A 16,330-nucleotide genomic window follows, 5' to 3' on the forward strand; every position below is an offset into this window, starting at 1 on the left:
CGCACACAAAGCCGCAAATTTTTCATGCGCCTGCGCTGTTTCCCTCCATCGCGTTCATTTATACTTTATTCGGTCCACCATCCCCGAAAACAAAGGAAAACACCATGAGCAAAACCATTCCCCTGCACGCCGATACCGTCGGCAGCTACCTGCGTACCGAACCGCTCAAACAAGCCCGTGCCAAATTTTCAGACGGCCTCATCAGCCGCGGCGAGCTGACCCGCGTCGAAGACGAAGAAATCGCCAAACTCATCCAAGCCCAGCTCGACGCCGGTATCCAAGTCATTACCGACGGTGAATTCCGCCGCGCGTTCTGGCACATCGACTTCCTCGAAAACCTCAACGGCATCGAAGGTTACATCCCCGAACACGGCTACAAATTCAACGGCGTTGAAACCAAAGCCTACAACACCCGCTGCTGCGGCAAAGTCTCATGGAATCCCGACCACCCCTTTATCGAGCACTTTAAAAAACTCGATAAAGCCGTCGCCGGACGCGGCACCGTCAAATACACCATCCCCAGCCCCAACCAATTAATGTATCCCGTTCAATGGGATACCGGCGTTTACGCCACCCGCGCCGAGTTTGCCAAAGACGTCCAACAAGCCTATATCGACTGCATCAAAGCCTTCTACGACGCCGGCTGCCGCTACCTGCAATTCGACGACGTTTATTGGGGTTCGCTCTGCAACAACCACGAAAAACCCGAATTTGCCGCCGACAAAGCCCAAGCGCTGGAAAACATCCAGGTCATCCTCGCGCAAAAACCCGCCGGCATGACCATCACCACCCACGTCTGCCGCGGCAACTTCCGTTCCACCTACCTGCTCACCGGCGCCTACGATCCCGTCGCCCCCGAACTCTTCGGCCAAACCGCCTACGACGGCTATTTCCTCGAATACGACAACGAGCGCAGCGGCGGTTTCGAGCCCCTGAAATACTTCAACAACAACCCGCACAAAGGCCGCATCGTCTTAGGCTTGGTCACTTCCAAATTCCCCGAGCTCGAAGACAAAGCCGCGGTTAAAGCGCGCATCAAAGAAGCCGCCAAAATTGTTCCCCTCAACCAACTCGCCCTCAGTCCTCAATGCGGCTTCGCCTCCACCGAGGAAGGCAACATCATGACCGAAGCCGAACAATGGGCAAAAGTCCGCCTGGTCGAAGAAATCGCCGCAGAAGTTTGGGGCGAAGACTGATTGGGGTAATTTATGGGCTGGGGCGGCCGGAAGGTTTTCGAATCCCAAACAGGCAGGTGCAATCTACGGAATCCGCACACTTTCCGGGCGCTTAAGGGGTGGATAATTTGATTTTTCCGCAAAGTTCAATCCAAAGCGGATTCCGCACCCTGCGCGCGTTATATGAAACCTCAAGCCGTCTGAAAAATATTTTTCAGACGGCTTGAGGTTTTCAAAACCCCATCCTCCGTTTCTTTTCAAATATAATGAAACGGACGGAAACGAAACAAAGCAGGCCGGAAGATGCCAAAAGCAAGGCCCGGCAGATGTTTCCGGTTATTTTTAAGTTCTGCACCAACCCGAAAGGAGAAACCGCCATGACCGCTTCGCAGCTTATCCAAAACCTCACGCAGATTGTGGGTGAGAAATTCATCATAACCGACCCGGCCAAAACCGAGCCTTACCGTCAGGGCTACCGTTTCGGCGAGGGCAAGGCGCTGGCGGTGGTGCGGCCGGGTTCGCTGTTGGAAATGTGGAAGATTTTGCAGGAATGCGTGGAAGCCGATGTGATTGTGATTTCGCAGGCGGCCAACACGGGGCTGACGGGCGGTTCGACCCCGGATGCGGACGGTTACGACCGCGATATTGTGATTGTGAACACCATGCGCATCGCGATTATCCAGCTGATCAACAACAACGAACAAGTCGTCTGCCTGCCCGGTTCGACCTTAAACCAGCTCGAGCTGCTGCTCAAACCTTTGGGGCGCGAGCCGCATTCCGTGATCGGTTCGTCGTGTATCGGCGCATCGGTATTGGGCGGCGTGTGCAACAATTCCGGCGGCGCGTTGGTGCAGCGCGGGCCGGCTTACACGGAAATGGCGCTGTTTGCCGAAATCGACGCCGAAGGCCGTCTGAAACTCGTCAACCACTTGGGCATTGATTTGGGCGACGACCCCGAAGAGATTTTGACGAATTTACAAGGTTGGCACTACCAACGCAAAGACATCACCCAAAACGCGGGCAAAGGCCATGACCACGCTTATTGCGACCATGTGCGCCAAATCGATGAACCGACCGCCGCACGTTTCAATGCCGACCCTGCGCGCCATTACGAAGCCTCGGGCTGCGCGGGCAAACTGATGGTGTTTGCCGTGCGCCTCGACACCTTTCCGCAGGAAAAACAGACTGCTGTGTTCTATATCGGCACCAACGACATCAACGAGCTGACCGACATCCGCCGCGCCGCGCTTTCCGAGTTTGAAACCCTGCCCGTGTCCGGCGAATACATCCACCGCGATGCCTTCGATATTGCCGACATCTACGGCAAAGACACGTTTTATGTGATTAAAAAAATCGGTACGCACCAACTTCCCAAACTGTTCGACATCAAAGCCAAAGTTGACCGCTGGAGCAGAAAAATCAGCTTCCTGCCCAAACACTTCGCCGACAAAGCCCTGCAACAGGTCAGCAAAATCCTGCCCGACCACCTGCCCAAATCCATGCGTAACTACCGCGACAAATACGAGCACCACCTGATTCTGAAAATGGGCGGCAACGGCGTGGACGAAGCACGCGCATTTCTGAAAAACTATTTCGACGGCAAAAGCGGGGCCTATTTCGAATGCAGCGCCGAAGAAGCCCAAGCCGCCATGCTGCACCGCTTCGCCGTCGCTTCCGCCGCCGTACGCTACCGCGCCGTGCACGACAAAGAAGTCGAAGACATCGTCGCCCTCGACATTGCCCTGCGCCGCGACGACCGCGACTGGTTTGAACACCTGCCGTCTGAAATCGACAATAAAATCAGCCACAAACTCTATTACGGCCATTTTATGTGTCATGTATTCCACCAAGACTACATCGTCAAAAAAGGCCACGACTGCATGGATTTGGAACACGAAATGCTCGCGCTGCTCGACCAACGCGGCGCGCAATACCCGGCCGAACACAACGTCGGCCACCTTTACGAAGCCAAGCCCGAACTCAAAGCGTTTTACCGCAAGCTCGACCCGACCAACAGCTTCAACCCGGGCATCGGTAAAACGTCCAAGAAGAAAAACTGGGCGGATTGACGAACCGTTTTTAGAAAACAGAATGTTTTTCAAAACAAAAGGCTGTCCGAACATTTCGGACAGCCTTTTGTTTTCTACATGGCGCAAAAAATCAAAAACATAAATTATTGCGCACCAACCGGTTCGGACGCAGAATTTTCAGCGGGAGGAACGCGGGCAGGTTTCGTTTTTTGCGTTTTCCCCTCGACAGCATCCTGCCAAGCCTTGCGCTCGGCAGTGATTTTTTCATGCACTTCATCGACAATCAGCCTGTTGCGTGCAGCGATGGCTTCGGAATGGGCTTCCTGCCAATATTGGAAACCGAAGTAACCGGCGGCGCCCACGATACAGAATCCGATTAGAAGCGCAGGAATGATGCCGGATTTTTTAGAATCGGCATCTTCAATGTCGTCTTCTTCAGCCGGCGGCTGACGTCCCTCCCCCTCGGCAGCCAGGCAGATGTTGCGGGCTTCATCACGGCCGCGGCGGCCTTTTTCGATTTCAAACGAAACACGCTGCCCTTCAGACGGCAGTTCGAGCGGTGTTGCAAAAGCGGAAATTTGGGCAAATACTTCAATTTGGGTATTGTCCACGCAAACCGCCCCAAAGCCACGGTCTTCGTTCCAGCGGATAATGGTTCCGTAATAGCGCATGATTTTAGTCTTGAAATAATTATTTGGTATATTTTAAACGAAAATTTTGAAAACATCTGCATTTATTTTCCAAACACAGGCGGAAAATTTCGTAGTAGAAACCGGCGGTCGCGACAGCAAACAGTAAAAGCAGAGAAAACTTACGCCGCATCGTTCCCATTCCGTCTTACAACCTTATAAAACACGGTCTTATGCAAATATTCTTCAGTTATTGAAAATATCATTTTTTTGAAAATCCATGACGAAATTTAATTTAACGGTATTTATTTTGGATAAACGGTTGCAAGATTTGTTACTTCTTCGCAACAAATATCATTACCTGTCTGACCAAACAATGCCAGGTATGGCTATGTCGGAGTTTTCAAATAAAGTATATTGGCTGTTTTAACGGCAAATCCGCTCCGGCAGCGTAAACCGCCGTCTTTGTTATATGTTAAGAGATTGTTTTGGGCACGGAAAATGACAACGCAGGAAAATAAAGACCCGCTCGGCTCGGGTTGGATGATTGTGGCAGCGGTGTGTTTTACACTGATGAACCTCGCCATCAAAGCGGCGGCAAAAGAATTTGCGTTTACCAGCGGCGAGCTGGTGTTTTGGCGCATGAGTTTTGCCGCGCTGTTTTTGGGCATTACCGCCAAAGCGCGCGGCGATACCTTTGCCACACCGCATTGGAAAAGCCATCTCAACCGCAGCGTGGTCGGCTCGGCGGCGATGCTGTGCCTGTTTTATTCGATTACCCATCTGCCGCTGGCGACCAGCATTACCTTGAGCTATACCTCGTCGATTTTTCTGGCGGTATTTTCGTTTTTCGTTTTTAAAGAACGGATTGCGCCTTATACCCAAGCCGTGCTGCTGATCGGTTTCGGCGGCGTGATGCTTCTGCTCAACCCTTCCTTCGGCGGCGGGCAGGAAACCGCCGCGCTGGTCGGTTTGGCGGGCGGTGCGATGTCGGGCTGGGCGTATTTGCAGGTGCGCGAACTATCCCTTTTGAGCGAACCCGGCTGGCGCGTGGTGTTTTACTTTTCCGTCGTCGGCACGCTGATGGCTGCCGTTTGGGCCACGCTGACCGGCTGGCACGCGCTTTCATGGGCGGCGCTGCCGTATCTTTCAGCTATCGGCTTGACCGCGATGGTGGCGCAGCTCTGCATGACCCGCGCCTACAAAGTCGGCAACAAATTTACCGTCGCATCATTGTCTTACCTGACCGTCGTCTTTTCCGCACTTGCCGGCATGATAATCTTGGGCGATAAAATCACTTGGCAGGAAGCGGCGGGTATGATAATTATCGTCTTGAGCGGCATTCTGAGCGGTATCAAACCCGTACAAATCAAAAAACTGTTTATCCGATAACAACAAGGAGTGTGTCATGATTTCCATCCGCGAGCAGTCTTACGGCCTCAACGTGGCGATTTACAACGAATTTACGCTGGAAGATTTCCAAGAGCTCGAGCGGGCGCTACTGGCTGAAAAAGGCAAAATCCACCTGCCCGACATTCTGCTCGACATGTCGATGCTGAAAGACTTTACCATCGATATGGCGGTGGAACAGGTCAAGTTTCTCAATGAGCACGACAACGATTTCGGCCGTGTCGCCGTCGTTACCGACGACATCTGGATCAAGCTCGGCGCGCGCCTTTCCAGTCTTTTGACCAACCAACACCCGAAATATTTCGAGGATACCGCCAAAGCGCAGGCCTGGCTGTTGGAACACAATTCGAAGTAAAAGGGAAAAACACTCAGGCCGTCTGAAAACTTTGATGTTGTTGACAAACAAAGTTTTCGGACGGCCTCAGCGTATCTTAACAGCCTTAATCTTCCGCCAAATGTAAATAAACACCGGAAACGTCTTCGCCGCCGTATCCTTCGGCGACGGCCCGGCGGTAGCTTTCGGCAACGGTTTCAACGGCGGGCAGAGTTTTGCCGGCGGCTTTCAACTCGGCGCAGGCGAGGTTTAAATCTTTGCTTGCGTGTTTGAGCATGAAGGCGGGCGGGAATTTCTGTTCGGCCCACAGGGATTTTTTGGTTTGGAACATAGGCGAATCCATGGCGGAATTGCCTATGGCGTCAACAATGGCGGCGGTATCGACGCCGAATTGGCGCGCCATCAGCATGGCTTCGCTGTATGCTTCGCCGAAAATGCCCAAGAGCGAATTGAGCACGAGTTTCGCGCCCGAACCTTTGCCGACGGCGCCGAAATGGAAGGTTTTTTTGCCGAGCGCATCAAAGGCTTTTTGCAGCGGCGACAGCAAATCGTTGTCGCCGCCGAACAAAATCAGCAGCGTGCCGTTGGTGGCGGGGCCGACGGAACCGGAAACGGGCGCTTCGGCAAAACGGCCGCCGGCATTTTCGACCAATGCTTTGACGGCAAGGTTTTCAGACGGCGCAATGGTACTCATGTTGACGATGATTTTGTCTTTGAGCAGTGCTTGGATGTCGGCGTTTAAGATGTCGCAGACGGCAGTGTAATCAGAAATCATCAGGAAAATCACGGGAAAATTTTGCACCAGCTCTGCGGTAGAATTGAAAATTTTCGCGCCTTTTTCGGCAAAGGCCTGCGCTTTGTCGGGCGAGCGGTTGTAAACGCCGACCTTAAAGCCGTGTTCCAACAGGCGGTTGACCATCGGGACGCCCATCTGGCCCAAGCCTATCCAGCCGATGTCGTTGTATGTATTCATTTTGAAATCTCCTTTTGCGTGAACGGGATAGCGGTGTTCCGTTTACATGATAATACGGGAAAAGGCCGTCTGAAAACTGTTTTGTTTTCAGACGGCCTTTGGGGTTGGGAGCGTCCTCCCGACAGAGCCGTAGGTTGAGCATCCAATCCGGTACAGGACTTTCAAACTCGCCGGATTCAGATGCCCGACCTGCGGTTTGCTGTTTTCAGACGGCCTCTTACCAAATCATCAAATCACTGCCGCATGTTCTTCGGTATTGATGGTAAAGGTATCGTTGAGGCCGGCATATTCGTAATGCTCTGTGTCGGCATTGATATGGGCGGCATCGTAGGCGGTAAAGAGCGAACTGATGTTGAACGAATCAGCCTCGAGGTCGAAGACGGTGGTCAGTTCAGGGTCTTTTGCATCGGCAGCGGCTTTGGCGGCTTGGAAGGCTTCTAAGTCGTCGCTTTCTACGTTGGAGCGGACATCGACGGCTTTGCCGTTGTAAGTATTGTCCACGGCGATGAAAGAAGCTTTGCTGGTTTCAATCCAACCTTTATACAGCGTTTTTGCGTTCACAACATCGCTGTTGATGGTGTTGTCGCTAACTGTCGCGCTGACGTTTTCGCTGCCGGAACGGCCGAGAATGCTGATGATGGATTTGTCCATCGTACCGTGCAGGGTCAGCGTGTTGTCGGTTACGGTGTAGGTTTCGGCGTTGCCGATTAATTGGATGGCCTCGACCGTACCGTTGGATTTGCCGATGGTCAGGTTGTTGTCGCTGACGGTTACACTGCCGCGCAGGGTATCGGTCATACCGCTTTCCTGTACATAGACTGCAACCGAACCGTTCAGGATTTCGCCGATTTCAGCGGTGTTGCCGCTAATGTTGATAGTGCCTGAACCGGCGCCGGCTACTTTATTGAGCGAAGTATCGTTCAATACGGCAATCAGATAGCGTGTTGCTTCGCCTGTGATGGTATTGCCGGTAATGTTGGCGGTGTAGTCGATGCTGTGCTCGTAGTTGCGGAACTCGATAGCGTAGGTCTGCATGGCTTTGTTGAGTACATCTAATCCGCTGATTTTGTTACCGGTAATTTCGTAAACAGCATCATCAGTATGCAGATCACGGCGCTGGGTGTTGGTTTGCAGTTGGATGGCGGAATAGCCTTGGTAACGGGTACCCAAGTCGTCGTCGTTGATCAAACGAAACGCGGCATCTTGAATAACGGTGTTGTCAGCGATTTTGACTTTGTCCATGGCAAATTGGCGGTTGTACACGGCAATGCCGTAGAGACGGTCGCCGTTGGAGACATTGCCGACGATGGTGATGTCGGTACCGTCGTGCGAATCCAAGCCTTTGCGGTAGTTATGGTCGGTATAGTTATTGGTAAAGGTAATACCTTTGTTGTAGCTGCCGGCCATAGTGGCAATGCCGTAACCGGTGCCGCCGTCGGCTTCATGGCCGTTCCACGACAGGGTGTTGCCGTCTGCGGTAAAGTTTTTCTGGTAGGAAACCAGTGCGCCGGCAACGCGGTTGTTGTGCAGGTAGCTGTTCTCGATGCGGTTGTTTTCACCCCAAGGCAGATTGGCATCGTCTTCGTCGATTTCGTTGCGAATCAGACGGGCTTTGTAGGTACGGCCTTGTACACTGCGCGGATCGCGGGTTAACGTTTCCGTTGAAGTGAAAATCACGCCGGCACGGTTGACACCGGATACTTCGACGCCGCTAATCAAGGTGTCGCCGGCATCGTTGACCAAAATGCCGCTGACTTTGCCGAAGTAGCTTTGGCCTTTGCGGTAAAAATCATTGTTGGTATATTCAACCGACAAATCGGCAACGGTTACACCGTTGACGCCGTCCACCAGAATGCCGGCAAACGCGCGGATGTCGTCTTCGTTGGAATTGGAGTTGAACACACCGGTTTGCGCTTTGTCGAACGAAATTTCAGTCTCGCCCATACCGTCGCCGAAGAGCGCGGTAACACCGTTTAACGATTTATTGATAACGATTTGGTCGGAAATATACAGCTTGCCGCCGAGATAAACCGCCGCATTTTCGGCATGAGCCGCCGCCAGCGCATTTTTAATCGCAGCGAGGCTGTCGGTTTTGCCGCTTTGGTCGGTACCGAAATCAGCAGCGTCGATGTATTTGCCGTATTTTTCGGTGTGGTGGATTTTATAAGCGATGGTTTTTCCGTCGGCTGCGATAAATGTTTTGTGGTCGGTAACGGTGGAATCGGCGGAATAGTCAACGTCGGATTTTTCAATCACATGAGCAACTTTTTTGTCAGTTGATTCAGTTGTTCCATCAGTTTTTTCAGTGGTGCCAGCTTTCTCGGCAGCAACTTTCTCGGCAGCAGCTTTCTCGGCAGCGGCTTTTTCAGCAGCGGCTTTCTCGGCAGCGGCTTTCTCGGCAGCGGCTTTCTCGGCAGCGGCTTTCTCGGCAGCGGCTTTCTCGGCAGCGGCTTTCTCGGCAGCGGCTTTCTCGGCAGCGGCTTTCTCGGCAGCGGCTTTCTCGGCAGCGGCTTTCTCGGCAGCGGCTTTCTCGGCAGCGGCTTTCTCGGCAGCGGCTTTCTCGGCAGCGGCTTTCTCGGCAGCGGCTTTCTCGGCAGCGGCTTTCTCGGCAGCGGCTTTCTCGGCAGCGGCTTTCTCGGCAGCGGCTTTCTCGGCAGCGGCTTTCTCGGCAGCGGCTTTCTCGGCAGCGGCTTTCTCGGCAGCGGCTTTCTCGGCAGCGGCTTTCTCGGCAGCGGCTTTCTCGGCAGCGGCATCGTCTGTGCTTTGGCTGTCTGAACCGCCACCGCCACCACCAGCGGCTGCACCGGCCAAGCCTGCACCGCCGAGTCCGCCGAGTGTGTACAGTAGGTTGCGGCCGATACCGGATTGGGCGGCAACTTCTATCTGTTCGGCGAGGTAGGAGGCGGGGGTGTCCAGATAAGATTCAGGAGTGTTCAGCGCAATGTCGTAAGTTTGATTGGCTGCAGATTTCGGTGCGGCGGCTTTTGCGGTTTTGCCGGCTTCTGCCGAAGCTTCTTCTTCAGGCAGGGGCAGCCATTCGCGTGGGGCAGAACCATCGGTTAAAACGTCGGAGAGCACGGCATTTTGCGCGTTTTCGGCATTCAGAACGGCTTCGTCGAGGGGCGGCTCGTTTTGAATGTGCAGATTTTGGACAGACGAAGTCTGTTTGACTGCCGCTTGTGCAGTCTGGTTGGTTTTTTGCATTTTGAAAGTCCCGTAAGTGTTTTAAGTGTTGCGGATTTATCCGCTCTTTTGTAAAAATCTTTTAAGCTCTATTGCATATTTTATTTTGTTATATTTTGTCTGTTTTATATTTTTTAAAATATAAAAAGTTAAACGAAAATTAACAAAGCTATTTGCATATTCACTTAAGATTTACTGCAATGTTATGTAAACGGAAATAATGACGCAATAATTTTTATACCCTTTTTAAATATTGCATTGTTTTATTTTAGAATTTATATTGATGCAAAATTGTTACCAAGAGTATTGATGTCATATGAAATAGTGAATTTTGGATATCGGATAGTCGGTATAAAAACAGTTTTAACGGTATATTTTTGAGGTTTTTTGAAATTTTCAGACAAAAAAACAGCCCGCACGGTGTCGCCGTTCGGGCTGTAAAACATCAGTAATCAAATTTCAAACGGCCATTTTCAGACGGCCTTACATCACTTCCAGCGTTTCGATGCCGAGCAGTTCCAAGCCCTGCTTCAGCGTGCCGCCGGTCAGTTTGGCCAGTTGCAGACGGGTGTTGCGGGTTTGGCCTTCGGCTTTAAGAATCGGGCAGGCTTCGTAGAAACGGGAAAACAGCGTGGCAACCTGGTAAAGATAGGCGGCCAGATAGTGCGGATAAGACGTTTCCGCCACGCTTTGCAAGACGTCTTCAAATTTCAGCAGCTCAACGGCAAGCTGTTTTTCCAGCGGCTCGGTGAGGCTTAAGGCCGTCTGAACATTCCATTTGCCCGCTTTGCGGAAGACGGATTGCACGCGGGTATAGGCGTATTGCAGGTAGGGCGCGGTGTTGCCTTCGAAGCTCAACATCGCATCCCAGTCGAAGACATAAGCGCTGGTACGGTTTTTACTCAAATCGGCGTATTTGACTGCACCGATGCCGACCGTTTTGGAGATTTGCGCCACTTCTTCCGCGCCCAAATCAGGATTTTTGGTTTGAACCAATTCAGTCGCGCGTTCCACCGCTTCATCGAGCAAATCCACCAGCTTCACGGTATCGCCCGAACGGGTTTTAAACGGCTTGCCGTCTTTGCCCATCATCGTGCCGAAACCGATAAATTCAGCGGAAACGTTTTCCGGAAGATAGCCTGCTTTGCGCGAAGTGGTAAACAATTGCTCGAAATGCAAACCTTGGCGGTGATCGACCACATACAGCAAACGGTCACCTTTCAGACAGCCTACGCGGTAGCGCATACAGGCCAAATCGGTGGAAGCGTATAAAAATCCGCCGCCTTTTTTCTGCACGATAAACGCCGCCGGCTCGCCTTCTTTGTTTTTAAATTCTTCCAAAAACACGACCTTCGCGCCGTCGTCTTCGACCGCCAGACCTTTGGCGGTCAAATCGTCGATAACGGGCTGTAAATCGTCGTTGTAGAGCGATTCGCCGGCCACATCTTCGGGGTGAAGTTTCAAGCCCAGAGTTTGGTAAACTGCTTGCGCGTGACTCAAGGAAATTTCAACAAACTGTTTCCACAATTCAAGCACTTGCGCATCACCGCCTTGAAGTTTGACCACATATTCGCGCGCGGTGTCGGCAAATGCGGGGTCTTCGTCGAAGCGCACTTTGGCGTTGCGGTAAAACTGCTCTAAATCCGCCAGCTCAAATTGCGCATTTTCTTTTTGCTGTTCAACCATATAGGCGACCAACATGCCGAACTGCGTACCCCAGTCGCCGACGTGGTTTTGGCGGATAACTTTATCGCCTAAAAATTCTAAAACGCGCGAAATGCTGTCACCGATAATGCTGGAACGCAAATGGCCGACATGCATTTCTTTAGCCAAATTCGGCGAAGAATAATCGATGACAACGGTTTTCGGCGCAGCGTTTTTAGCCACGCCCAAACGCGCGTCGTTCAAGGCCGTCTGAATATTTTGCGCCAAAAAGTCGGCGCGCAAACGCAGGTTGATAAAGCCCGGGCCTGCAACTTCTGCCGATTCGATAACGGCATTTCCCGCCAGCACGCCGGCAACTTTCTGCGCCAGCTCGCGCGGATTTTGCCCGGCTTTTTTCGCCGCGCCCATCACGCCGTTGATTTGGAAATCGCCGAAATCGGCGTTTTTCGCGGGTTGCAAAACAACAGGCGCAGCGGCGATGCCCGCGGCGGCAAAGGCTTTTTCGGCTTCGAGGGCGACGGTATGGTGTAAATTCATAGAAGTTCTCAAAATAATCGTAGGGCGGTATTTTAAAAGAATTCGGGGTCGAAAGACAGCGGGGAAAAGGCCGTCTGAAAAAGGCGGGTATGAAAAAAGCCCGTTTGCACAAGCAAACAGGCTTTCAAAAATTCGGGCGGCGAGCCCGACCCCCGGCACTGACGCATCGGAGTGGGCTGCTGGCTTCCGCCCCTGACCCGGTGTTCCGAATTACCATGCGGGGAGACCCGCCGTAAGAGAACGTGATTATAACCGATTTTCCGCCGTCGGCAAGCGCGATTTTCCTGCCCTGCTGCCGCGCATGGTTTTTCAGACGGCATGACGGTGTGGGGGCGTCATGAAAAATCTGCGGCGCATCATGCTGCCGTGTGATTACGCCCGCGCAGATTGTTGACAAAATTTCCTTCATAAAAACAAGTACCCGATGCAAACTACTCTCTTTTCTGCATTGAAAAACAACGGAAATTAAACTACATTAACGGCTTTCCAAAAACAGCCGCACTGTTTTCAGACGGCCTGAAAATTCAAAAAACGGAACACACCATGACCACCACCGCCCCGCAGCGCATCCGCGAAATTCCCTACAACTATACTTCCTACACCGACCGAGAAATCGTCATCCGTCTTCTGGGCGAAGAAGCCTGGCACATTCTGCAGGATTTGCGCAGCCAACGCCGCACCGGACGTTCGGCGCGTATGCTGTTCGAAGTATTGGGCGATATTTGGGTGGTGGTGCGCAATCCGTATCTGGTCGATGATTTGCTCGAACACCCGAAACGCCGCGCTGCGCTGGTGCAGGAAATGCGCCATCGTTTGAGCGAAATCGAAAAACGCCGCGACGATAATCCGCAAGTGGAAATTTTGGTCGACGCAGCGCAGGCGGCGGTGACGCGGTTTGACGAGAGCTTCGAGGCGACCAAACAGAAGCGCGCGCGGATTTTGGCGCGCTTGAGCAAAATCACCAAGCCGCACAATATTATGTTTGACGGCCTCGCCCGTGTCAGCCACGTTACCGACGCGACCGACTGGCGCGTGGAACTGCCGTTTGTGGTAGTCAATCCCGACCGCGAAAGCGAAGTGGCACCACTGGTCAAAGCCTTAATCGAACTGGATTTGGTAATTATCCCGCGCGGCGGCGGTACGGGTTATACCGGCGGCGCCGTGCCGCTGGATGCCGACAGCGCGGTCATCAATACGGAAAAATTAGATATTCACAACGGCGTTCAGTTTGTCGAACTGCCCGGTTTGGAGGGCAAACATCCGATTATCCATTGCGGTGCGGGCGTGGTTACGCGCCGTGTGGAAGAAACCGCGCACAAAGCCGGCCTCGTATTCGCCGTTGACCCGACTTCCGCCGATGCTTCTACCGTCGGCGGCAATGCAGCCATGAATGCGGGCGGCAAAAAAGCCGTATTGTGGGGAACCGCACTCGACAATCTGGCCTACTGGCAGATGGTCAACCCGAAAGGCGAATGGCTGCGCATCGAGCGCGTCCGCCACAATTTCGGCAAAATCCACGATGAAGAAACCGCGATTTTCGATGTCCACACATTGGATTCAGACGGCCTCAAGGTCGTGAAAACCGAACGTTTGGAAATCCCCGGCCACAAATTCCGCAAAGTCGGTTTGGGCAAAGACGTTACCGACAAATTCTTGAGCGGCCTGCCGGGCATCCAAAAAGAAGGTACAGACGGCATCATTACCAACGTGGCGTTTGTGCTGCACAAAATGCCGAAGCACACGCGCACGGTGTGTATGGAATTTTTCGGCACGGTCGCCAACGCCACCCCTTCTATCGTGGAAATCCGCGACTACCTGCTCGGTCATGAAAAAGTGAAACTGGCCGGTTTGGAGCATTTGGACTGGCGTTATGTCCGCGCGGTCGGTTATGCCACCAAAGCGGCGGGCAAAGGCCGTCCGAAAATGGTGCTGCTGGCCGACGTGGTTTCCGATGACGAAGAAGCCGTACAGCAAGTGGCCGAACACATGGTCGAGATGACGCGCAAGCGCGACGGCGAAGGCTTTATCGCCGTGACACCCGAAGCGCGCAAAACCTTCTGGCTCGACCGCAGCCGCACCGCCGCCATCGCCAAACACACCAACGCGTTTAAAATCAACGAAGACGTGGTGATTCCGCTCGAACGTTTGGGCGAGTATTCAGACGGCATCGAACGCATCAACATCGAATTGTCGATTAAAAACAAGCTGGCCTTGTGCGCCGCCCTGCTCGACTACCTGCAAGGCCGCCTGCCGGTGGACGCGATGGGTACGGATCTGCCGAGCAAAGAATTGTTGGGCGACCGCGCCACCCATGCGCTGAACCACGTTACCGCCGTCAAAGAACGTTGGGAATGGCTCTTGGCCAATCTCGACGCACCTTTGGGCGAATACAAAGCCCGTTACGGCAAAGCCGTATTCGCCGAACCCGAAGCGCGCGACGACGAAAGCTGCTTCATCGCGTTCCGCGATTTCCGTTTGCGCGTATCGGTCAAGGCCGATGTGATGAAACCGCTGGCCGAGATTTTCAGCGGCCAGACCGACATCAAAATTCTGGAAGATTTGGCCAAAATCCACGGCAAAATCGTGCGCGGCCGTGTGTTCGTCGCGCTGCATATGCACGCGGGCGACGGCAACGTCCACACCAATATCCCCGTCAATTCCGACGATGCCGAAATGCTTCAGACGGCCTACCATTCGGTTGACCGCATCATGAAAATCGCGCGCAGCTTAAACGGCGTGATTTCCGGCGAACACGGCATCGGCATTACCAAAATGGAATTTCTGACCGACGAAGAAATGCAGCCGTTTTGGGATTACAAAGCCAAAATCGACCCCGAAGGCCGCTTCAACCGCCACAAGCTGATGAAAAATTCGGATTTGCGCAACGCCTACACGCCGTCGTTCGAGCTGCTGGGCGCGGAATCGCTGATTATGGAAAAATCGTCTTTGGGTACGATTGCCGAATCGGTGAAAGACTGCCTGCGCTGCGGCAAATGCAAACCCGTCTGCTCGACTCATGTGCCGCGCGCCAACCTGCTTTACAGCCCGCGCAACAAAATCCTCGGCGTCGGCCTGCTGACCGAAGCGTTTTTATACGAAGAGCAAACCCGCCGCGGCGTTTCCTTAAAACACTTCGACGAACTGACCAACATCGGCGACCACTGCACCGTGTGCCACCGCTGCGTCAAACCGTGTCCGGTCAACATCGATTTCGGCGACGTTACCGTTGCCATCCGCAACTATCTGAACGAAACCGGTCATGATACCGTCGTTCCTGCCGCGGCTATGGGCATGGCGTTTCTGAACGCCACCAATCCGAAAGCCATCAAAGCCCTGCGCGGCGCAATGATTCAAACCGGCTTTCCGGCGCAAAACTTTGCCTACAAATTGGGCAAAATGTTCCCGATTGTGAAAAAAGAAAAAGCCGCCCCTGCCGCCACAGTCGACAAGCCTTCCATTAAAGAGCAGGTCATTCACTTCATCAACCGTCCGCTGCCCAAAGGCGTACCCGCCAAAACGCCGCGTTCGCTGCTCGGCATCGAAGACAATAAAAACATCCCGATTATCCGCAACCCGCAAACTCCCGAAGACAGCGAAGCCGTGTTCTACTTCCCCGGCTGCGGCTCGGAACGCCTGTTCAGCCAAGTCGGCCTCGCCACCCAAGCCATGCTCTGGCATGTCGGCGTGCAGACCGTATTGCCACCGGGCTATATGTGCTGCGGCTATCCGCAGGACGCAGGCGGCAACAAAGCCAAAGCCGAACAGATGAGCACCGACAACCGCGTCGCTTTCCACCGCATGGCCAACACGCTGAACTACCTCGACATCAAAACCGTCGTCGTCAGCTGCGGAACGTGTTACGACCAACTCGAAAAATACCGTTTCGAGGAAATCTTCCCCGGCTGCCGCATCATCGACATCCACGAATACCTGTTGGAAAAAGGCGTGAAACTCGACGGTGTGGAAGGCCAGCAATACCTTTATCACGATCCGTGCCACAGCCCGATTAAAACCATGAACGCCACCCAAATGGCGAGCGAACTGATGGGACAAAAAGTCGTCTTGAGCGACCGCTGCTGCGGCGAATCGGGCATGTTCGCCGTCAAACGACCCGACATCGCCTCACAGGTCAAATTCCGCAAACAGGAAGAAATCGAGAAAAACCTCAAAGAGCTGCCGCAAGGCCAGCCGGTGAAAATGCTCACCTCCTGCCCGGCCTGTCTGCAAGGTCTGAGCCGCTACCGCGACGACAACGACATACCCGCCGACTACATCGTCATCGAAATGGCGAAGTACATCCTCGGCGAAAACTGGCTGGATGAATTTGTCGCCAAAGCCAAAAACGGCGGTGTCGAGAAAGTGCGGCTGTAAGGCCGTCTGAAAAAGGCCGGGAC

The 16,330-nt window shown here is 53.3% G+C and carries 9 protein-coding genes and 1 other RNA gene; 5 read left to right on the plus strand and 5 right to left on the minus strand.

Annotated features, from left to right (window positions below):
• Window positions 1-104: 104 nt before the first annotated feature.
• Window positions 105-1,196 carry a 5-methyltetrahydropteroyltriglutamate--homocysteine S-methyltransferase gene (locus BG910_RS00610; protein WP_089035169.1) on the plus strand — a complete coding sequence of 364 codons (1,092 nt, stop codon included), beginning with the start codon at window positions 105-107 and terminating at the stop codon, window positions 1,194-1,196.
• Between the two features lie 356 nt (window positions 1,197-1,552).
• Window positions 1,553-3,244, plus strand: coding sequence for a D-lactate dehydrogenase (gene dld / locus BG910_RS00615; protein WP_089037065.1), 1,692 nt, complete (start codon window positions 1,553-1,555; stop codon window positions 3,242-3,244).
• Between the two features lie 104 nt (window positions 3,245-3,348).
• Here dld and BG910_RS00620 read toward each other — a convergent pair whose 3' ends face one another.
• On the minus strand, window positions 3,349-3,876 hold the full coding sequence (locus BG910_RS00620; protein WP_089035170.1) for a cold-shock protein: 528 nt from the start codon (window positions 3,874-3,876) through the stop codon (window positions 3,349-3,351).
• A gap of 459 nt (window positions 3,877-4,335) precedes the next feature.
• Between BG910_RS00620 and BG910_RS00625 the strand changes: the two genes are divergently transcribed.
• A complete protein-coding gene (locus BG910_RS00625) occupies window positions 4,336-5,226 on the plus strand; it encodes a DMT family transporter (protein ID WP_089035171.1) in 891 nt (296 codons plus the stop codon).
• Between the two features lie 16 nt (window positions 5,227-5,242).
• Window positions 5,243-5,599, plus strand: a complete 357-nt coding sequence (locus tag BG910_RS00630) for a SpoIIAA family protein (RefSeq protein WP_089035172.1) — start codon at window positions 5,243-5,245, stop codon at window positions 5,597-5,599.
• Between the two features lie 85 nt (window positions 5,600-5,684).
• Here BG910_RS00630 and BG910_RS00635 read toward each other — a convergent pair whose 3' ends face one another.
• The 4 genes from BG910_RS00635 to ffs form a co-directional block, all read right to left on the minus strand.
• On the minus strand, window positions 5,685-6,551 hold the full coding sequence (locus BG910_RS00635) for an NAD(P)-dependent oxidoreductase (protein WP_089035173.1): 867 nt from the start codon (window positions 6,549-6,551) through the stop codon (window positions 5,685-5,687).
• Between the two features lie 228 nt (window positions 6,552-6,779).
• The gene (locus BG910_RS12655) at window positions 6,780-9,755 is read right to left on the minus strand and encodes a right-handed parallel beta-helix repeat-containing protein (protein WP_232462210.1); all 2,976 of its coding nucleotides are present in this window, start codon (window positions 9,753-9,755) and stop codon (window positions 6,780-6,782) included.
• 462 nt (window positions 9,756-10,217) lie between these two features.
• Complete coding sequence (gene argS, locus BG910_RS00650) at window positions 10,218-11,936, minus strand: arginine--tRNA ligase (RefSeq protein ID WP_089035174.1); 1,719 nt, start codon at window positions 11,934-11,936, stop codon at window positions 10,218-10,220.
• A 135-nt stretch (window positions 11,937-12,071) separates the two neighbouring features.
• An RNA gene (gene ffs, locus BG910_RS00655) (signal recognition particle sRNA small type) lies at window positions 12,072-12,168 on the minus strand.
• Window positions 12,169-12,479: 311 nt separating this feature from the next.
• Here ffs and BG910_RS00660 point away from each other — a divergent pair.
• Entirely contained in the window at window positions 12,480-16,307 is a 3,828-nt protein-coding gene (locus tag BG910_RS00660) for a DUF3683 domain-containing protein (protein WP_089035175.1), read from the plus strand.
• The last annotated feature ends 23 nt before the right edge of the window (window positions 16,308-16,330 follow it).

It is taken from the genome of Neisseria chenwenguii, assembly GCF_002216145.1.
Lineage (GTDB): Bacteria > Pseudomonadota > Gammaproteobacteria > Burkholderiales > Neisseriaceae > Neisseria > Neisseria chenwenguii.